Here is a 20,798-nt window from a genome sequence, read left to right on the forward strand (position 1 = left end):
ACCGTCTGGAAGACCACATGGAAATCCGTAACATCGCCATCATCGCGCACGTCGATCATGGCAAAACCACGCTGGTTGACGCGCTCCTCAAGCAGTCCGGCTCTTTCCGCGAGAACCAGCACGTTGCTGATCGCGCGATGGACAGCAATGACCTCGAACGCGAGCGTGGTATCACCATTCTTGCCAAGTGTACGTCCGTTGTCTGGAAAGACTCGCGTATCAACATCATTGATACGCCGGGCCATGCTGACTTCGGTGGCGAAGTCGAGCGTATCCTGAGCATGGTGGATGGCGCGATCATCCTTGTTGACGCCGCTGAAGGCGCTCTGCCGCAGACGAAGTTCGTTCTGGGCAAGGCTCTGGCCCGTGGCATCCGCCCGATCGTGGTCGTGAACAAGATCGACCGTAGCGACGCGCGTCCGGACGAAGTGCACGAAGAAATCTTTGATCTGTTCGCATCCCTGGGCGCTGATGAGCACCAGCTCGACTTCCCGATGCTGTACGCTTCCGGCCGTCAGGGCTGGGCTGATCTTGAGCTGGACGGACCGAAGAAGGACCTGTCCCCGCTGTTCGATCTGGTTCTGCGCCACGTCCCGACGCCAAACGTCGACAAGGATGCGCCTTTCGGCATGGTTGCAACCATCCTTGAGAGCGACAACTTCCTTGGCCGTATCCTGACGGGTCGTATTGATCAGGGTCGTGCGAAGGTGAACATGCCGGTTCGCGTGCTGCGTCCGGACGGAACGGTTGTTGAAACCGGCCGTCTGACCAAGCTGCTGTCTTTCCGTGGTCTGGACCGCGTGCCGGTTGATGAAGCCGAAGCTGGTGACATCGTGGCCGTTGCTGGTCTGTCCGAAGCAACGATTCCGGACACGATTGCTGACCCGTCCATCAGCGAGCCGCTGCCGTCCCGCCCGGTTGATCCGCCGACCCTGTCCATGACCTTCCGCATCAACGATGGTCCGCTGGGTGGCCGTGAAGGCAAGAAGGTTACGTCCCGTCAGATCCGTGACCGTCTCTTCAAGGAAACCGAAGGCAACGTGGCCATTAAGGTTACGGAAAGCCCGGAAAGCGAAGCTTTTGAAGTTGCCGGTCGTGGTGAACTTCAGCTTGGTGTTCTGATCGAGCAGATGCGCCGTGAAGGCTTCGAGCTGACGATCGGTCGTCCGCGCGTTCTCTTCCGTGAAAACGAAGAGACCGGCGATCGTGAAGAGCCGTTCGAAGAAGTTCTGGTCGACGTTGACGAGCCGTATTCTGGCGTTGTCGTCGAGAAGATGTCCCTGCGTAAGGGTGTGATGCAGGACATGCGTCCGTCCGGTGGCGGCAAGGTTCGTCTGACGTTCCTGATCCCGTCCCGTGGCCTGATCGGTTATCACGGTGAGTTCCTGACCGACACGCGCGGTACGGGCCTCATGAACCGTCTCTTCCATGGTTATCTGCCATATGTCGGCACGATCGAAGGCCGTCGTAACGGCTCGCTGATCTCCGCTGAAGACGGTCAGACAACGCAGTACGCGCTGTTCGCCCTTCAGGATCGTGGCACGATGTTCGTGGACGCTGGCGAGAAGATCTACACAGGTATGATCCTGGGTGAGCACTCCCGCGAGAACGATCTGGACATCAATGCGGTCCGTGAAAAGAAGCTGACCAACATGCGTGCATCTGGCAAGGACGAAGCCCTGCTTCTGACGCCGCCGCGCCGTATGAGCCTTGAGCAGGCCATCGCCTACATTGAAGATGATGAGCTGGTTGAAGTGACGCCGTCCGCCATTCGTATCCGTAAGCGTTATCTGGATCCGAACGAGCGTAAGCGCGCTTCCAAGAGCCGCGAAAGCTGATCTTTCCCCTTAGGGAATAGATTTTGAAAAACGCGCACCGGGCTTCCGGTGCGCGTTTTTTTATGGCTAAGAGTCGAGGGGCAAGAAATCAGGAAGTCCTCGACGGGACTTTGGCGGAATTGAGGCGTATTTGCGAAGAGGAACCTCTATCCCCCTGAAATTTCATAAAGTTAATGCACGACGAAGACGCGCACTGGTGCTAATTTCAAAGCATGGCCACTTCGAATTTTCTGAAATGTGGTCCGTTTTTCAGTTTTCTGGAGCTTTGTTCTCAGATGCGCCTTTTCAATCGTTCCCTTATCGCCGCCGTTTCTGCTCTGGCTCTGACAGCTGCTCCGGCTTTCGCTGATCCAGTGTCTGCTCCGGTCGAAGCAACGCCTGCTCCGACGGCTCCTGCCGCGCCAGCAGAACCTGCTGCGCCTGCCGCCGCTCCGGAAGCTGCATCCACGGATGCTGCAACGTCCGACAAGACGAGCACCACGAAGAAGCATCATCACAAGAAGCACCATCACAAGAAGCATAAGAAGGCTGCCGCTGCTGCCTCCACGACGGATGAAGCAGCACCGTCCAACTAATGACGGCTTACCCGGTTTTACCGGGTAGTGAGTAGAGGAAAGCGGGATCGGCTCAGGCTGGTCCCGCTTTTTTTGTTTTTACTGTACGGTCCTCTCAAACCTTTGCTTGCAAGACATACAGTCGTTTCAATTTTCCGGGTGTGGATTTCATGGCTTCTTATCTTTTGTCTTGGCATGGGACGCTTGTTTCCAGCAGGGAAGCCTGTTTGTGCACAGCATCTTTTGCAGACGTATTGTTGAAAGTGGTCACACCCGTTCTGGTAGAAGGCGGATATGACATGATGCCCAGTTGGGCAGGTTTGTCGCTCTGTCCTTTGCCGGGTGCCGTACGACCGTTGTGTGTTTTGACGATGGGTACGGAGTTCCTGTCCAGTCGCAACGCCATAGACCTGGACTGGGCAGGTTATCATCTGGAATGGGAGAGTTTCTTACCAATCAAGGCCTCTCTGCTTCCTGTCCTGCATGCGCTGCTCTCGCGGAGGTGGTCCATTGGGAATGGACCTCTACAGCTGCCGTGTATTCAGGAATTTTCTCTCTTCATTGGAGATCAGAAATGGCCATTGGAGACACTTCTGGCGACAATCGAAGGGGATACTATTCTTCTGCAGACTGCAGGCGATGAAACCGTCTGGATTTTAGGAGCCTGCCCGTCCGCCCTCTTGTCCAAGCTTTTGCGTGGCGTGTCCGAAAGTTTCGTCGGGGCAGTTTCTACCCCTGAGACTGAAGAACTGCGCAGGCAGATTTTAAGGGTGTCCGCTGCACCGCATGAAATCATTCATCTCCTGTATTTGGCCCGGATGTGTGCAGAGCAGGAAAGAATGACTTTTGGACAAGAGTTTCTAAAATATGCCCGCCTTTATGATGCCCGTCCGGATCTAGGCTATTTCCAGGCCGTCTTGGCGGAGCGCATGGGAGATCATGCCGCCGCGACTAAGCATCTATCGGATGCGCTGGCGCAAAATTTTTTTGATTCGACCATGCTCAAGCAGCTTGATTACCTGCAGGCCAGAATGGCAGCAGGAGAGAACATGCTTTTTCTTCTGCCAGAACTGATGCAACAGGTTTCAGGAAGTGGCTTCGATCCTCTTTTTGATTCCCTGATGCTCTCTCAGAAGCTGGCCGCAACAAACAATCAGGATGTGGTGCAGGCCTATAGTCTGATGTTTGAGCAGTTCTGTTTCAGTAAAAGCCGAGACCGTGGTCGGGCGCTTTTGCGCCATGATCAGACTGGTAATGGCGTCCGTTACTGGAGCGAGATTTGTTTAGGGCATGACGCGTGGCTGTCCGGGGATCGAGCTGCCGCAGACAGGCATTATGGCGAGGCCAAGACCCAAGCCATCGAAAACGGGATCATGCCAATCCACTATAATTGCGGTGTGTTTTCCTGGTTGCCTGAAGCTGAGGTTACTGGCCTTGAAAACAAAGTCGTGGAAGACCGTCTTGGAACCTCGGGGTGGACTTGGAAGTCCAGTGTTCTTCCGGGGCAGGAGGACGTTCAGCCAGAGCTTTGTCTGGTTTTCGGCTGTGATACTGGATACTTCCAGTTCATTCCCAAGCTAGTCCTATCTTTGCTGAAAGTGTGCATGGCCCGACCGAAGGGTGGCCGCATCCGGCTCTGTCTGGGTATCGATAGCCCGACGAAGGAACAGTTGGACTGGTTGGAAGAGATAGTCAGTGCCTTGTCAGGGCATGATTATGGGCTTGATTTCACCTTTGCGCATGGCCCGCTGACCTACCGCGACGGTGCAACCTATACGGCCATTCGATATCTGATTTTTCCGGAAATTGCCGAGCGCTGGAGCTGTCCGGTCATTACCGCAGACTGTGATGGCTACTTTCCGTCAGATTTTTTGACACTCTGGGAAGAGATGAAAGCCACGGCAGATTATGGCTTTCGCCTTTATGCTTACGATAAGGCCGGGCATCAGTTTTTTGGAGAGCCGTGGGGTTTTGGGGCTGGCATCTCCTACTTTGGGAATGCGGAGAAAGTGCCCGACATCGCCCGTTTCCTGCATAATTATCTTCAAATTGCCTATAATCCGGATAATCCGACCAACTGGTGTATCGACCAATGCGCTTTAGTGCAGGCTTACAAGCAGTTTGTAGCACCGGATTGGGAGACGTTGCGTATTCGCTTCATGGATGACGGAACGCCTTTGATGGTGATGCCCCATCATGTGGGTGGCAAGCAGGAGTTGCTTGAGCACGAAGGCACTGTGTCTGCAGAGGATGTTCGGGCTTTTCTGTCCGCTTGAGCGGAAGAGTATGGCTGAAAGTTGGTTCTGGCAGATCACGTCAGATTGGTCTGCCAGAGAAAGAACGCTGCTATCAGCCTTTATAAAGCCGATAGCAGCATCGTTTTACAGGTAGCGATCGAGAGAGAGATCCAGTGACGGGATTGCCGTCTGCCGGCCGGAGATCTGGTCTGCAACGATCTGGCCGGAGCCCGCTGCCATGGTCCAGCCCAGCGTGCCGTGACCGGTGTTAAGCCATAGATTGCCGTAGCGCGGAGCTGGCCCGACGATGGGTGTGCCATCTGGCGTGCAGGGACGCAGGCCGGTCCAGTAACGGGCGGCGGAGAGGTCGCCGCCGCCGTACATCTCGTTGAACGACAGTTCCAGCGTTTCACGACGGTCCGGGCTCAGGCGTAGGCTGAAGCCAGTCAGTTCGGCTGTTCCGCCGATGCGGATGCGATCCCCGAGGCGGGTGATGGCAACCTTGTAGGTTTCATCATTCACCGTGGATACCGGCGCACGGCTCTCATCTGTGATTGGCATGGTCAGGGAGTATCCCTTGACCGGATAGATCGGCAGACGCAGCTCCAGCGGCTTCATCAAACGCGGGGAGTAGCTACCAAGAGCCAGCACATACGCATCTGCTGTCAGGCGGCCAGCGCTGGTACGAATGCTCACGATGGATTTGTCAGCCGCTTCGATCGCTTCAATCGTGGTGCCAAGGCGGAACTTCACACCCTTCTGCTCGGCCATGGCAGCGAGGCGACGTGTGAAGAGATGCGCATCACCCGTCTGGTCGCCTGGAAGACGCAAGCCACCACGCAGGCGATGGCGGGCATGGGCCAGACCCGGCTCATGAGCAATGATTTCATCGACGTTCAGAAGCTGATGATCCACACCGCTTTCCGCCAGAAGACGCATGTCTTCGGCTGCGTGTTCGACCTGGGCATCCGTCCGGAAAAGCTGGATTAGACCTTTTTGGTCTCCGTCATACGTGATGCCGGTTTCGTCGCGCAGGGCGTCGATTTTATCGCGGGCGTACTCCGCAATCCGAAGCATACGGCTCTTATTAATGTCGTATGCTTTTTCCGAACAGTTCGCGAGCAGCTCGCCCATGAAGCGGAACATGGCCGTATCGAAGCGCGGGCGGATGATCAGCGGGCTGTGTTTGCTGGTCATCCATTTGGCGACTTTGAACGGCAGACCCGGCATGGCCCATGGTGTCGAGTAACCAGGGGAGACCTGACCGGCGTTGGCGAAGGACGTTTCAAGCCCTACGCCAGGCTGCCGGTCAATAACCTCAACTTCATGACCTTCCTGAGCAAGATACCAGGCGGTTGTCACGCCGATGACGCCGGCGCCCATGACGATGATTTTCATGACAGTTCTGCTGCTTTCCGATTGGTAGAAAACCGTATTTTCGATTTGGTACCGATCAGATCAGCACCAGCGGAAACGGTTGTCTACCCCCGGCTTTTCAGCCCGGAACGCCCTTGCTGGTGGAATATTCGAAGTGCAGGGCTGTATCCGGATGAACTATGGCGTGAATGGCATGAACTGCCATCGCACCTTCAGAAAATCCCTGAAGAATTAATTTAAGCTTACCAGGATAAGTTGCCACATCGCCGATGGCGAAAATGCCCGGTGTGCTGCTTTCCAAGGTCGCCGGGGTGACCGGAACCGTGTTGCGATGCGTGTCCAGACCCCAAAGAGCGATCGGGCCGAGATCCGTGGAAAGACCATAGAACGGCAGCAGCGTATCAGCGTCCAGATGGCGGGATTCGCCAGCCAGAGTAGTGACTTCCACGGCAGAAAGCTGGCCGTCCGTACCGTGCAGGGCGTGGAGCTGGTAAGGGACAACCTTCTCAATACGGCCCGCTTTGATCTGATCGTCGATGCGGGACAGTGTCTCCGGGGCACCGCGGAAGCGGTCTCGGCGATGCAGCAGATAAATGTGCTCAGCAACATCTGAAAGCGACAGCGCCCAATCCAGAGCAGAATCGCCACCACCGGCAACGACAATTTTCTTGCCGGCGAAATCAGCGCGCTTCTTGACGTAATACTGAACTGCACCCGTGCGCTCGTATGCTTCCAATCCGTCGAGCGGTGGACGGTTCGGACCGAATGCGCCAGCACCAGCGGCTATGATGACAGCCTTGGCTTTCACGGTGTCGCCACGTGCTGTGGTGAGCGTGAAGTCTCCACGGTGACCCGTCAGGGTTTCCACGCGGGAGCCGAGCAGACGGGGAACGTCGAACGGCGCAATCTGCTGATCCAGCGCTTCAATGAGTGCGCCGCCCTCAATAGAAGGGTGTGCCGGGATGTCATAAATCGGCTTTTCCGGATAGAGCGCCGCACACTGACCGCCAATGCTGTCGAGCGCGTCAATCAGGACGCAGCTCAGTTTGAGCATTCCGCATTCAAAAGCTGCGAAGAGGGCGGTCGGACCGGCGCCAACAATTGCGACGTCGGTGGAGAGGGTTTGAGGTGAAATCGTCATATCTGTTTCTTAGGCGTTTTGAGTTGAATGGGGTAGACCATCCCGCATGCGGTGCGCCTTTGTCATCCAACATATTAATGCAACAGGCGGAACCGAACGCTCTGCCTGCGCGGTGATGAACGGGCTTGTTCAGCGGGATGTGACGGTTCATCTGCTGGAACTGGTGGGAAACGGCGCGCCCGTCTTTCCGCTGGACGACAGAATTCCCGTAAAATCCCTGTTTGAAAAGCCGGTAAAAATTTTCAATTCCTGGCCACGAATTGTTGGGAAATTGGTGCGCTATCTAAAGCGTCACCGCATCGACACACTTGTTGTTGTGGAGGCCACACATGCCCTGTATGGCGTGGCTGCGGCCCGTCTGGCCGGGTGTCGGTGCATCGTGTGGGAGCACTTCAATTTCAACATTACGTTCAATCGGCGCAAACGGGTCTGGGGACGGCAGATTGCGGCGCGATGGGCTGATGATGTGGTGGTCCTGACGGCGCGTGACAAAGCGCTCTGGCAGGCAGGGCTATCCCTCAAAGCGTCTCTGTCAGTCATTCCGAATATGGCCCCGCCGGTCTGGCAGACAGCTTATGCGCAGACTTCTCGTCTTGTTCTGACGGCAGGTCGGCTGACCGCTCAGAAAGGCTATGACCTGCTTCTGAAAGCCTGGGCGGCTGTAGAGGCTGATAAACGCGTAGCAGGCTGGTCTCTACTTATTCGTGGAGACGGACCGGAAAGGTTCATGCTTCTGCAACAGGCGGCGTGCCTGCTACGGGTGACGATTGCTCCCGCGACCTCTCATCTTGATGACGACTACCGGCAGGCCGCGCTCTACGTGTGTTCATCGCGCTACGAAGGGCTGCCGATGGTTCTGCTTGAGGCTGCCTCAGCGGGAGTGCCAGTGGTGGCTTTCCATTGCGAAACCGGCCCGGCGGAAGTGGTTGTGCCGGAGGAAACAGGAATCCTCGTGCCACCCGAGGATTATATCGGACTTGCTGAAGCTCTTCTGACTCTGATGGAGCAGAATGAAAAAAGGCGGGCCATGTCAGACATGGCCCGCCTTAAAGCACTGGAATTTCAGGAAGGCCCCATCATGGATCGATGGATGGCTCTCCTGGGTCAGTCCTGACTTTTTCTTCAGCCTGCTGCCTGAAACGTTACTTTCCGCTCAAGCGCCACACCCAGTGCCGTTGTCACAGCGTCTTCAGAGAATGTGACGCTGGTGTATGTCTGTCCGGCTTCAATGATGCCAGACAGAGTTTTGGCGGAGTGCAGCGCCACAATCTGTTGGGCCATGTCTTGGGTGGTGGACTGGACGAGGCCACGCAGACTGTCCGGAAGCGCCAGTCCTTCTGCGGCCACGGGCGTCATGATGCAGGGCACGCCCGCAGATAGGCTTTCCAGCACCTTACCCTTGATGCCTGCCCCGAACCGGAGAGGAGCGACACTGAGGCGCGCTTGGTTCAGCACGCTGTCCAAGTTCTGGACATGACCAAGAACCCGGATGCGATCGCTGGCCATAGCATGGATGCTGTCTGGCATCTCTGCCCCAACCAGAGTGCAGGTAATGGTCGGGTCCATGGCCCACACCGCCGGCATGATGTCATTCACCAGCCACTGCACGGCATCGCTGTTTGGGGCATGTGCGTAGTTACCAATGAACAGTACGCCGTTTCTGTCGTGGCTTGTGGACGAGGTGCTGGCCGCAGGTGTTGCCCATGGAACCACATGCACGATGGCTTGCGGCAGATCTTTCCGAAGCTGGGCCGCTTCCGCTTCAGAATGCGTCAGGACAGCATCCGCCTGAAGAACTGCCCGGTATTCCGCCACGCGAATCTGATTGGCCTTCGCCATCAGTTCCGGTCGGCCCTGCACTGCGGCCTGACGTGCCAGACGCAGGAAGTGAAGGTCTGCGACGCTGTAGAGGACGTAGGCTTTCTGCTGGTTACGGCGGACGAGTGCCATATAGCGCGTCGCGATATCTTCACGGTGCAGATACACGACGTCGAAGCTGTTCAACTGGCGGCGCAGAACGTCTTCGACGGACGCAAAGAACGGAAGTCCCTGCACCTTTACACTTGCCAGTGAGTCCAGAGGAGCGGTCATGTCCATTTGGTCAGCGGCTACGAAACAGACGTCATAACCCAGAGTTTCGAGGGCCATCATGTGAGACAGGATCGCCTGAGATCCCGCATCCCGATTGGCATCGGGGCGAAGGCTGTCAATGACGAGTGCCCGCTTGCGTTGCGTTGTGGCCTTTGTGGGCATTCCCCGGCGACGGCGCGTGGCATGAAGAGACTGTTCTGCCAGACCACTCACGGCCAGCGCACGGGACTGTCGGAGTTTTTCCACCTGTCCGAGGAGGAAGGACAGAACCTGATCGCCAGACTGTTCGTCAGCGGCAGCAGACACAGCGCGGGCTACAGTCTGCTCCATATCCGCGTCGAAGGCCGTTACGGGTTCCAGAACCTGTGGCGTGCCCAGAAGTGCACCGTCCTCTTCCCGACGCACTTCCAGAACATGGCGTGTGAGTGGGGAGAGGCCGCCGGGCAGGATCACATCGAAGCCGCAGAGCAGGGGCCGTCCGCTCTTGGCAACATCGGGGCGACGACCGTTTGCCACGATGGAAGCGAGAACCACACCGTTATCGACGATCTGCAGCGTCACGACATCTTCGGGGTTAGCAGGGTTCGTCGCCCAGCCGGAGATGCGATTGCGTGTAGCGATGTCTATGAAGCCATCAAGAGGGGCCACTGGCGACGGTGCCAGAACGGCCTGTGGAATTTTCTGCTCCATCTGGTCCATCATCCAGGGCGTGTTGCCCAAGGGAGCATGATCGGTGGCGCGACGCACTTCCAGAACGTGACGATCCAGCGGAGACAGACCGCCTGGAATATCAAATCGGAAGCCACAGGCTCCACCAACATCCGGCCTTGCCGTTCCCGTGGTGACTTCGCCGAGAACAACCCCATTATCAAGGATCTGAAGGCGAACGGCGTCAGTGCTGCCCGGAACGCGTGCCCACCCTTCAATATGAGTGTGGGTTACAACGTCCAGGAAGCCTTCCAGAGGGCCCGTTGCCACGCGTGTTTTAGTGGAAAGAGCGTTCAGGCGCGTCCGAATGGCGGCTAACTGAGCACCTTCTTCAACACGTGGCGCACAATAGCGGGCCTGAACCTGCTCTGCCGCAGGATAGAGCGCATCATACTCGGAAGCATTGTGGAACATGCCACGAGAGCTATCGTCCACAAAGGTTTCGGACTCTGCACCGTTCGCGAAGATGACGTCGTGGCTTTCCAGCTCAATGTGGAAATAAGCCACCTCATCCATGCGTTCTGCCTGAAGGATGCTTGTGCCGTTGACCAGAGCGACTGCGGGGATCAGAACCCCGTCCAGATACATGGCGTGGAGTGGCGAAACGGACAGATCCTGTTGTGGCAGATTATTGCCTAGAGAACCGCTACGGAAGATGACCGGAAGGATGTCACGGTTCCCATTAGCGAACGCGCCCGCATAGTTTCGGCGACCAATCCAGTGGATGGCTCGGAGACCGTTCGAACGGGTCTGAACAAGATCAGCGATTTCGAGCTGTTCGACCGGAATCTCTCCGCGGTTCGTCATGATGAGTGTGCCGCGGCAATAGCAGGGCGTCCCTTCGGCCAGGAGAAGTGTGCCGCCTGTACTGTCAGACTGAAGGGTGAAGAAATCAGCGGCATAGTCGCTATCGAGGGCTATCGTATAGGTGTCTATGCCGTTGGAAATTTCCAGCGTGGAAGGGTCGGTCAGGGTTGCTGTGGTGCTGCTGGACCAGGCGAGTTCTGGCAGGTCCACTTTTGCACCACTGGAAAGATGGATGTTTCGGGTCGTGCTGCCTGCATAAAGTGCAAGACGGCTTCCATCTCCAACGCTGACATTCGAGGCCGAACTGCCGCTATGGACGGCGGCGCTCTGGCTGCTTGTCAGAGTAATGTCAGACAGGGCTGTGCCGTTCGTAGCCCTGTAATCCGTCATTTCCAGAAGGGTCAGGGACGGATCGTGATCTGACTCTGCGTCGAGTTGTCCCGTATTAACGTGCAGGGTCTGGAACTGGCCCGCATTCGCAAACCCGTCCGTTCCGACCGTATGGTCGAGTGACTGCGCGTTGCCTTCATAGATGTAGGTGTAGCGATTGCTTGCGTCTTCTTTGGTCTCCATGTCCGTCAGGCCAGCATTGGCATAGACCTGGTTGGCGTCGCTCCACGCCACGTCATTGAAGTCACCGAGGATGCCGATCTTGGCGGTAGGATCGCTCGAAAGCTGGTTCTGGACGTAGTTCGTGATGTACTGGGCCTGCGCGATACGGTTGTTGACCGTCGCTGTCGTGCCGCCATGATTTACTGGTGGCTGGGTCGCACCATACAGCTCCGAACTTCCGGCCTGCGAGGACAGATGCACGTTAATGAGCGTGACATCCTTGCCATTGAACTCGAAGGTTCCAACCAGGGGCAGGCGGGTGTTCTTAAACGTGCCGCTCAGTTCCTCACTGCCGATGGTGGTTACGGGTTCTTTCAGTGTGACGCGGTCTGCGTTGTAGAGGAAGACGCTGCGGATATTGCCGCCGGAGACGCCACCCTGCGTGCCATTCGCCGGATCGACCTGAGCCCAGGAATAGGTGGGCCCCCCGGCATCAGCGATGGCTTTGACCAGAGCGGCAAGGTTCTGCTCAGCGCTGACAGTTCCATCGTTAGTGACGCCACTGTCATCCTGAATTTCCTGAACAGCCAGAACATCCGGACTGTCAAGATTTTTGACGATGATCTGCGCGACCTGCTTCAGACGGTCCGCATTTGCCGGGTCCAGGGCGTTGAAATTCTCGATGTTGTAGTCGCTGACGAGAAGGTTCTGCTCGTCCTTGTGGAAGGTCGTAACTGGCGCAGGCGTTTCATTGTGAATGACCGTGACCTGTGTGGTCGGGATCAGTTCATAAACGCCGTTGTAATACGTTAGAACACCCGTAATATCGCCGAGCTTGTCGCCTACTTCGGCACTGATGGCAGAGCCAGGCGTGACACCGCTATCATAGTATATCTCGACGCGCTGGGTGTTGATGCTGCTCTCGGTGCTCTGAAGAGCGCCGGTTGGCGTGAGCAGTCCATTGCCGTTATCCGGCACGACCCATGTGGCGTTAGAGGCTGTGGCGCCGGTGGCCACAACGTCATGCAGGGTAATGACCTGACCGATGAGGCTCCGGTAAAAGTCCAAAGCGTTGGTGTCTGGATTGAGGGAAGCCGTACTGGTGTTGAGGTCGATCGCCTGTTGCAGATCGCCGAGATAGGAGGCCGCCGGAACGGTGAGGCCACCTTGACCCACCACCGCTGGGGTAATGGCCGTGTAGGCTGCACCCGTGTCTGTGTAGGAGACGAGATTGAGTTCCGGTAAAGTGAGGGACTTGCTCCAGGATGTACCGGAGTAGTTCGTGACAGTGCCGGTTACGGAGACTGTTGTGCCAACAGTCGGGAGCGTTGCGTTTTTTCCGGCATAGACAAACAGGCCGGTACTTCCGACGCTGTTGGCGTCCTTGCTGGACTGCTGGATCCAGAACCCGATACTGCCATTCGTATCAATGGCTGTGACGACACCCGTGGTGGTGACGCTGCTGCCCGCTACCGTACTGTAATAACCATTCCCGTTAATCTGCTGGATCGTCAGAGGTGTTGGTGTTGTCGGTGTAGTGGTGCCGGAGTCATCACCGCTACCGCCTGATCCCGTGTCCGACCCGGAAGAGCCATCGTCAGACCCAGAGGAACCTCCGGCATCAGAGCCGTCGTTTGCAGCCTCGGGTGTTACGAGAACTGTTCCAGCGGCAGGCGTTGTGCCGTAACCCGCAATGCCAGAAAGAGCCGGATCATCCACAGTCCAGTCTGATGGGCTGTCAGTGTCCCTTCCGTCAGGAATGCGGGAGGCACCGGCAATTAATTTGCCTGTGAGAACGGGCGCGTTCGCGTAAGTTGGATCGCCCTTTCCGCCATCTGAGACCGCAATGGTGTCACCGATTTCAGACCAGGGCGTAGAGGTGAAAGTGCCTGTGTTGGCCGTGTCCAGATCGTCTCCCGCTTTGCCAGTAAAATTTTTGACCAAGAGGACAGTTTGCGTGCCGTTCTGCAAAGAATTTGTCTGGTATGGTGTGACCCAGTAACCGTTGCTGTTAGTGACGCCGAGCTGAAAAACATTATCAATTTTACCGGCAGCCGTTCCATCGCCGTCTACGACGATTAGCGACCATGCACTATAATCCGTATCTGCATCACCCTTGATTTCTATAAATTCGTTCGGATCGCCAGAAATACTTGAGTTAAACATGAATTCATTGATGAGCAGCGTGGATGTCATTGTTAAATACCCTTGCTGGAATAATTTTTCAGAATCGTTACTGAAAAGTTAAAAAACATTTCTGACTTTGCGTAATAAAGAGTCAATATGCGTTGTTTGTATTTTTTAAAAAATCACAAAACATTCACTTCATTTCGTTTTGTGTCCTATTCCATGCTTTTAGAGAGCAATGATGTGTTGTCAGAAACCAGAACACGAGGGCGCTTGCTGGATGGCCCATAGAACGTCACATTGAGGGGATGCAGATAAGCCTCCCTGATCAGACCTCGACCGAACATCTTGCTGCCCGAATCGCGACGCTTTGTGCCGCCGGAGACTGCATTGCCCTGTCGGGTGGACTGGGTGCTGGGAAGAGCACTTTTGCCCGGGCCTTTCTACGGTTTCTGGCAGGCGATGCTACGATGGAAGTCCCGAGCCCAAGTTTTGCGCTGGTTCAGCCTTATGACACCTCCGCCGGGCCAGTTTTCCACTATGATCTATGGCGGTTGGATGGGTCGGATGCGCTGTATGAACTGGCCTGGGATGAAGCCTGCGAAGGCATCATGCTGGTGGAATGGCCAGAGCGCGCCGAAGATCTCCTGCCCGCCAATGCCCTGCATCTGACGCTGACCTCTGGTGCGACAGAAGACGAACGTCTTGCAGACCTGACCGGCTGGCCGGACGAGCGCCTGAGCGGGATTGCGCTATGACCGTTGTGACGATTGCGGGCACCGAGCCGTTTCTGGATCGGGTCGCTCATGAATGGCTGAAGCAGGACCCTGCCGCTGGAACGGATGGTCCGGGCCTGCTGCTCGTGCCGAGCCGTCGTGCCGGCCGTGCATTGATGGAAGCGTTCCTGCGCGTGCTGGATGGCAAGGCATCCCTTCTGCCGCGCATCGTTGCGATCAATGACGTAGATGAAGAGGCGCTGGCGTCCATCGGGATTGATGTCTCGTTGCCCCCGGCTGTTGAGCCACAAAGACGGCTGGCTGTTCTGTCCATGCTGATTCTGCAAACGCCCATTGTCAGTGTCGGAGTGGACAAAACCAAAGGCATTGATCGGGCATGGCCTCTCGCCAAGGCCCTGGCTGACCTGATGGATGAGGCCGAGCGGAGTGGCGTGGATCTGGCAAAAAGTCTGCCGGACGCTGTAGAGGAACGCTTTTCGGAACACTGGCAGCAGACGCTGAAATTTCTGGAAATCGTAACCACGATCTGGCCGAAATGGTTAGAAGAAGAGGGTCTGTCGAACCCCGTTGCCCGTCAGGTCGCGCGTCTGAAAGCGCAGGCGGCGGCATGGCAGCATGTTCCGCCCCACACGCCAGTTTGGGCCGTCGGGTTCGCAGATGGGTCCGCAGCGGTTTCAGATGTGCTGGCGGCAGTAGCGACATTGCCGGCCGGACTGGTGATCCTTCCGGGGGTTGATCTGGACCTGCCTCAGGCAATGTGGGAGGCGCTTCCTGCGTCCCACCCACAAGCTGGTCTCAAGGAAATTCTTGCGGATCTGGGTCTGACACGCGACAATCTGACGGATTGGGACGGCGGCAGGGATCGGGCCAGAGAGCGTCTGATGCGTGGCGTCATGCTGCCGGAACAGGGGATTACGGCCTGGGGGCGGGATCTGAACCCGCGTGATATCTCTGGCCTGTCTCTGCTGCCTGCACAGGATCAGCAACAGGAAGCGCAGTCCATCGCGCTGATCCTTAGAAATGTGGTGTCCGTCTCCGGCCAGACCTGTGCGCTTGTGACGCCAGATCGTAGTCTTGCCCAGCGCGTCGGGACCGAGCTTTTGCGGTTCGGGATTTATGCTGATGACAGTGCCGGTGAGCCTCTGGCGCAGACGCCAGCCGCCGTGTTCCTGCGCCTGATCGCCACGGCAGCCGAGGCGCAACTGTCCCCGGTGGCTCTGCTTTCCGTTCTGAAACACCCTTTAGCGTCGCTTGGGCGAACACCGGGCAACTGTCACGCCTCGGCCCGTCGGCTGGAGCGTCTGTTGCTGCGTGGACCCGCTCCTGCACCGGGGATTGCAGGCCTTAAAGCGGCGCTTGAGACTTATATTCAGAACCAGCGTGATCCGGACAATGGGGCAAGCGCGGATGCTCCTGATGAGCCGGAAGGGCCAGCAGCGTTCATCGCCCGGATTGAAGCCGCTTTCGAGCCTTTGCTTGGCCTGTCTGGCGCGGTTCCACTCCCTGAATTGCTGGAAGCCTTGATTCATACCGCCGAAGCTCTGGCTGCGACCGAAACAGAACTGACTGCAGAGCCTGAAGAAGGACTGCATCCGGGTGGCCGTCTCTGGATGGGGGACGATGGTGAGGCGCTGTCTCGCCACTTGGCCGCTTTGATCCAGCATACCGGCATCCTGCCACCGCAAAGGTTGGCGCATCTGGATTCCTTCCTGAACACGTCCATGGCCGGGCAGATGCTGACGGGTTTGCGCGCGCATCGGGGTGGTGTGGAGTTGGCCCATCCGCGTGTCACCATTCTCGGTGTGCTCGAAGCGCGTCTATTGGCGTTCGATGTGGTTGTTCTGGGTGGATTGAACGAAACGGTCTGGCCGCCCGCGACTGATCCTGGGCCATGGTTGAGCCGCCCGATGCGGACGCGTGTGGGTCTGCCGTCTCCTGAGCGGCAGATCGGGATCAGTGCCCATGATTTCGTCTCAACAGCGCTGGCCGCTGGGGAGGTCGTGTTTTCCAGTTCCGCCCGACGGGATGGTGCACCGGGTGTGCCTGCCCGCTGGATGGTGCGAATGGAAGCATTCCTGGGTGGTCGCGGCCAGAAGCTGCCTGTGCATCCAGCGCTCGAATGGCAAAAGGCCATGGATCAGCCGCTGGATGGTGCAGAAACCGTGGCTCCCCCAGAGCCAAGGCCTCCTGTGGCACTCCGGCCGCGGCGTCTGAGCATCACGGAGATCGAAACGTGGATGCAGGACCCGTATGCCATTTACGCCAAGCATGTTCTGAAGCTGAAGGCACTCAAGCCGCTTGAAGAAGGGGCGGAACATGCTGATTTCGGCATGATCGTGCATGAGGCTATGGATCGCGTTCTCAAGGACTATCCGGATCGTTGGCCGCAGAATGTGGCTGCCTCCTTGAAGCGTACCTTCGCCGAAGAACTTGCCAAGGCCAATATGCGACCTGCGCTGGTCAGTTGGTGGGCCCCAAGGCTGGAGCGTATTGCGGACTGGGTTGCCGTACAGGAGCGCACCCGTCGAGAACAGGAACACGCCGTCGCGCGACATATGGAAGTGTCTGCGTCCTTCAGGATCGAAGCTGCACGCGCACCCTTTGAGCTACGCGGGAGGGCAGACCGCATTGACGTTGATGAAGACGGCAAGGCGACGATCTTCGATTACAAGACCGGCTCTCCGCCAACAGGCAAAGCGGTAGAGGGTGGATGGTCCGTTCAGCTTGTTCTGGAAGGGGCATTGCTGGCCAAAGGTGCTTTCGAAGGCGTTCCGGCTGCCGAAACGAAACAGCTTCTGTACTGGCACCTGACAGGCGGCGATGATCCGGGGAAAGAGAGCGAAGTTCCAAGCCGGAAATCCAGCCTTGATGCCGCTGCCCTGATTGGTGAGGCCATGGAAAAACTGCGTGGCCTCATTGATGAGTATGACCAGCCCGATCAACCCTATCGCTCCCAGCCCTGGGCCGGGCATGTGCCGCGCTATACGGATTACGCTCAGTTGGCACGGGTGGACGAATGGCGCGCGGCCTATGCGGAAGGAGACGATTCATGAGCGAGACGCGCAACCGCGCTGACGTCATTGCGGAAGCTGATCGCACCCAGCTTGCCGCGTCTGACCCGATGGCGTCCGTCTTCGTGTCTGCGTCTGCTGGATCAGGTAAGACGAAGCTGCTGATTGATCGTCTGCTTCGTCTGATGCTGCCCCTTGAAGTAGAAGCAGATGATGGGTCGATTGTGTTGGCCGAAGGGGCAAATCCGTCCCGCATCCTATGCTTGACCTACACCAAAGCCGCCGCCGCGGAGATGGCCAACCGTCTTCAGTCCCGGCTTGGCGAATGGGTATCGCTCCCGGATGAGCGTCTGGGCCGGGAACTTGAGAAACTGCGTGTCCCCAATACGGATGAGACACGTCGTGCGGCCCGGGCGCTGTTCCTGAAAGTTCTGGACCTGCCGGGCGGTCTGCGGATCGAAACGATCCATGCGTTCTGTCAGTCTCTTCTGCGTCGTTTCCCGCTGGAAGCCTCCGTTGATCCGCATTTCACTCTGATGGAAGATACGGATACGACGCTCGCTTTGCGGGAAGCCATGGAAGACGAACTCGCCAAGGCTCCGAAAATCGTGGCCGAAGTGGCGGGGACCATCGGGATCGACCGGTTCTTCCAGCGGATACGTGCTCTGAACATGGAAGAAAGCCGCGTTCGTCCCCTGCTGGACCGCTGGCAGATCCTGCCGGACGCTGTGCTGAGCGCTTATCGGGGCGCCCTGAAAGCCGGGCAGGAGGCGGCGTCTGATCTGGAAGGGTTGATCTGTAAGCCTCGCAAGGAAGCGGAATTGCGGGCCGGACTTCAGGCGGCGCTCGGCGTGGTCACGGCCGCTGCGAAACCAACTGTGGAGCAGATGCTCCTATGGCTTGGGACGCAGATAGAAGACCGTTCGGCACCTGTCTGGAGCAAATGTCTGCTGACGGACAAAGGCACCGTGCGGCAGATGAACCGCATCATCAGCAAGAAAGCACAGGACGCCGTTCCTGACATCGTGCCGCTGCTGGAAGAGGAAGGCCAGCGCCTTCTGGACCTGACCGAGAGCATCAAGCGCGCCGTGCTTCTTTCCCTGAATCGCGCGCTTCTGTCCCTTGCCGCACCAATGCTGTCTAACTTCCGAGAGGGCAAGGCCGCGCGTGGACTGGTGGACTACAACGACCTTATTCAGGAAACGCGGAATCTGCTGGAAGATCCAGGTGCGGCCTGGGTGCTCTACAAGCTGGATGGCGGTATCGACCACCTGTTGCTGGACGAGGTGCAGGATAATTCCGGGCTTCAGTGGGAAATCGCCGGAGCTCTGACATCCGAGTTCTTCTCCGGTGAGGGCGCATGGGAGCAGGGGCCGAGACCCCGCACCGTGTTCGCGGTCGGCGACTACAAACAGTCCATTTACGGATTTCAGGGCGCTGACCCCGAACAGTTTCATAGCTGGAGAGCCGAGTTTGCCCGTCGCGTTCAGAATGCGGGTCTGCCGTGGCGTGATCCGGATCTGAACGTCTCGTTCCGCTCCGTCACGCCCGTTCTGTCTTTTGTGGACGCGGTCTTTTCTCAGCCGAATGCCGCACATGGCCTGCTGGAGCAGGGGCAGGAGGCACTCCTTCCTCATGTGTCCGCGCGTCCGGGGCAGGGTGGGCGCGTTGAACTCTGGCCGCTCGTTCCGGTGCTGGAAGGCGAAGACGATGATGAAGGTCTGACGCCCTGGCAGGCTCCGAAAGCCAATACCGGCCAGCGCAGTGCACCACAGCGTCTGGCGGAGGCCCTTGCCGGGTGGATTGATCAACAAATTGGTCGTTCGCCGCAACCGGGTCAGGCGCCGTTGAAAGCTGGTGATGTCCTGATTCTCGTCCCGCGTCGTTCGTCATTCCTGCGCTCCCTGATCCGGGCGTTGAAGTCGCGGAATGTGCCGGTGGCAACACTGGTGCGCGTTGGTCTGACACAGCAGGTCGCTGTGCGCGACCTCATGACGCTCTGTGCGGCACTGCTTTTGCCACAAGACGATCTGACACTGGCGGCGGTTCTGACCTCACCCCTCGGTGGACTGAGCGATGATTCCCTGATGGCGCTGGCGACAAAAGATGGTCGCGCCCACGCCCTTGGCTCTAAAGGCCAGCCGCTCTGGACTGTCCTGCGGGAGCGTCATCGGGAGCGTGCGGAGTGGCAGTCCGCGTGGGTCATGCTGTCCGCGCTTTATGCACGGGTGGATTATGCCACGCCGTATCGTCTGCTGGCCGAAGCCCTTGGCCCGCATGGTGGGCGCACAAGATTGCTGCGTCGTCTTGGGCCGGAAGCGGCTGAACCTGTGGACGAACTGCTGACCGCTGCCCTGCGCTACGAAGGACTGCACCCCCCTTCGCTTCAGGGGTTTCTGCATTGGCTGGAAGCTAGCGAAATCACCAGTAAGCGTGAAGCCGAAAGCGAGACCGGGGCTGTCCGCGTCATGACTGTGCATGGATCGAAGGGATTGCAGGCCCGTTTGGTCGTGATGCCGGATACGTTGTCCCGTGCGCCAGCCAGTGGCGATTTCCTGTGGGAGGAGGCGGTCGGGCTGGACCTTCCGATCTGGGTGCCGAAGAAAGATGCTGGCACGGATGTCACGACGGCCTTGTCTGCTCGCGATGCGGAGAAGGCACGGGCGGAAAATAACCGTCTACTCTACGTGGCCCTGACGCGCGCCAGTGACTGGCTGGTGATCTGCGGAGCCTCCACGAAACGTCAGCCGGAAGACACGAGTTGGTATCGTCAATGTCAGGCCGGGTTTGAAACGCTCATCAATGCGCGATCCGAACCGCTGGGACTGGGGTGGGACGGAGACCGTCTGCTTCTGGAAGAAGAGCGAAGTGTGGCTCCCGCGCCGGATGCCGCGCCGCAGATCGTCGCGCCCATGCTGGATTTGCCGGTCTGGCTAGGCCGTGCGCCCGAGTGGCGCGCGGATGTTGCGCCAATGGAAGACGCCATGACCCGGCCTCTGGCGCCGAGCCGGCCGGATGGCGCGGAGTTTGGCGAAGCGCCCGCAGCCCGCTCCCCGCTGGAACTTTTGGCGGGGAGACCAAAGCCAGTTCGGGAACAGGCCATGCGGCGCGGCACGATGATCCATCGCCTGCTTCAGCTTCTGCCGGAAACGCCTTCCGAAGATCGGCTGGCGCTTGCAGCCCGCTGGCTCTCCAGACCTGCGCTCGGGCTGACAGAGATCGAGGTCGAGCGTCTTACGGATCAGGTCATGGGCGTCCTGCATCATCCGGATCTCGCACCTCTGTTTCAGGCAGGTAGCAGGGCAGAGCAGCCAATATCGGGCATCAGTGAGGGGCGCGTGGTTCTGGGGCAGGTGGATCGTCTGTGGATCGGGAACGGAGAAATCTGGATCTGCGATTACAAAACGAACCGTACTCCCCCGATTCGCGTTGAGCGCACACCCGTGGCCTATGTGCGGCAGATGGCGGCCTATAGGGCTGTTCTCCAGCAACTGCACCCCGATTTTGCCATTCACTGCTCGCTGGTCTGGACGGAGGGGCCCTCTGTGATGGTTCTTCCAGATGAGCTTCTGGATCGTGTACTGGAGGGGTCTTGATTTAATGGGCAGGCTCTTGCAG

10 protein-coding genes are annotated in these 20,798 nt (G+C 57.9%); 7 read left to right on the plus strand and 3 right to left on the minus strand.

The features are described 5' to 3' along the window. The first annotated feature begins 17 nt into the window (after nt 1-17). The 3 genes from typA to JN414_RS00225 all read left to right on the plus strand — a co-directional run bounded on the left by typA (nt 18) and on the right by JN414_RS00225 (nt 4,668). On the plus strand, nt 18-1,838 hold the full coding sequence (gene typA / locus JN414_RS00215) for a translational GTPase TypA (protein WP_086634249.1): 1,821 nt from the start codon (nt 18-20) through the stop codon (nt 1,836-1,838). Between the two features lie 275 nt (nt 1,839-2,113). Further along, nucleotides 2,114-2,413, plus strand: a complete 300-nt coding sequence (locus JN414_RS00220) for a hypothetical protein (RefSeq protein WP_046900907.1) — start codon at nt 2,114-2,116, stop codon at nt 2,411-2,413. Nucleotides 2,414-2,562: 149 nt separating this feature from the next. Next, nucleotides 2,563-4,668: a hypothetical protein gene (locus tag JN414_RS00225; protein WP_202206226.1), complete on the plus strand. Its 2,106-nt coding sequence runs from the start codon at nt 2,563-2,565 to the stop codon at nt 4,666-4,668. A gap of 105 nt (nt 4,669-4,773) precedes the next feature. On the opposite strand, the gene JN414_RS00230 is transcribed toward JN414_RS00225, so the two are convergent. Then, nucleotides 4,774-6,027, minus strand: a complete 1,254-nt coding sequence (locus JN414_RS00230; RefSeq protein ID WP_046900180.1) for a D-amino acid dehydrogenase — start codon at nt 6,025-6,027, stop codon at nt 4,774-4,776. A 97-nt stretch (nt 6,028-6,124) separates the two neighbouring features. Continuing rightward, complete coding sequence (locus JN414_RS00235) at nt 6,125-7,147, minus strand: NAD(P)/FAD-dependent oxidoreductase (protein WP_202206227.1); 1,023 nt, start codon at nt 7,145-7,147, stop codon at nt 6,125-6,127. A gap of 46 nt (nt 7,148-7,193) precedes the next feature. Between JN414_RS00235 and JN414_RS00240 the strand changes: the two genes are divergently transcribed. Beyond that, the gene (locus JN414_RS00240; protein ID WP_202206228.1) at nt 7,194-8,261 is read left to right on the plus strand and encodes a glycosyltransferase family 4 protein; all 1,068 of its coding nucleotides are present in this window, start codon (nt 7,194-7,196) and stop codon (nt 8,259-8,261) included. 8 nt (nt 8,262-8,269) lie between these two features. On the opposite strand, the gene JN414_RS00245 is transcribed toward JN414_RS00240, so the two are convergent. Further along, nucleotides 8,270-13,501 carry a Hint domain-containing protein gene (locus JN414_RS00245; RefSeq protein ID WP_202206229.1) on the minus strand — a complete coding sequence of 1,744 codons (5,232 nt, stop codon included), beginning with the start codon at nt 13,499-13,501 and terminating at the stop codon, nt 8,270-8,272. A gap of 239 nt (nt 13,502-13,740) precedes the next feature. On the opposite strand from JN414_RS00245, the gene tsaE reads away from it, so the two are divergent. The 3 genes from tsaE to addA are packed head-to-tail and all read left to right on the plus strand — an operon-like array spanning nt 13,741 to nt 20,776. Further along, nucleotides 13,741-14,190 (plus strand): tRNA (adenosine(37)-N6)-threonylcarbamoyltransferase complex ATPase subunit type 1 TsaE, encoded by a 450-nt coding sequence (gene tsaE, locus JN414_RS00250; RefSeq protein WP_202206230.1) that lies wholly within the window; start codon nt 13,741-13,743, stop codon nt 14,188-14,190. Continuing rightward, nucleotides 14,187-17,222, plus strand: coding sequence for a double-strand break repair protein AddB (addB, locus tag JN414_RS00255; RefSeq protein WP_202206231.1), 3,036 nt, complete (start codon nt 14,187-14,189; stop codon nt 17,220-17,222). Before tsaE ends, addB begins: the two co-directional genes overlap by 4 nt. Then, nucleotides 17,219-20,776, plus strand: a complete 3,558-nt coding sequence (gene addA, locus JN414_RS00260) for a double-strand break repair helicase AddA (RefSeq protein WP_202206232.1) — start codon at nt 17,219-17,221, stop codon at nt 20,774-20,776. Before addB ends, addA begins: the two co-directional genes overlap by 4 nt. Nucleotides 20,777-20,798: the final 22 nt, after the last annotated feature.

The sequence above is a fragment of the Gluconobacter sp. Gdi genome (assembly GCF_014132155.1).
Lineage (GTDB): Bacteria > Pseudomonadota > Alphaproteobacteria > Acetobacterales > Acetobacteraceae > Gluconobacter.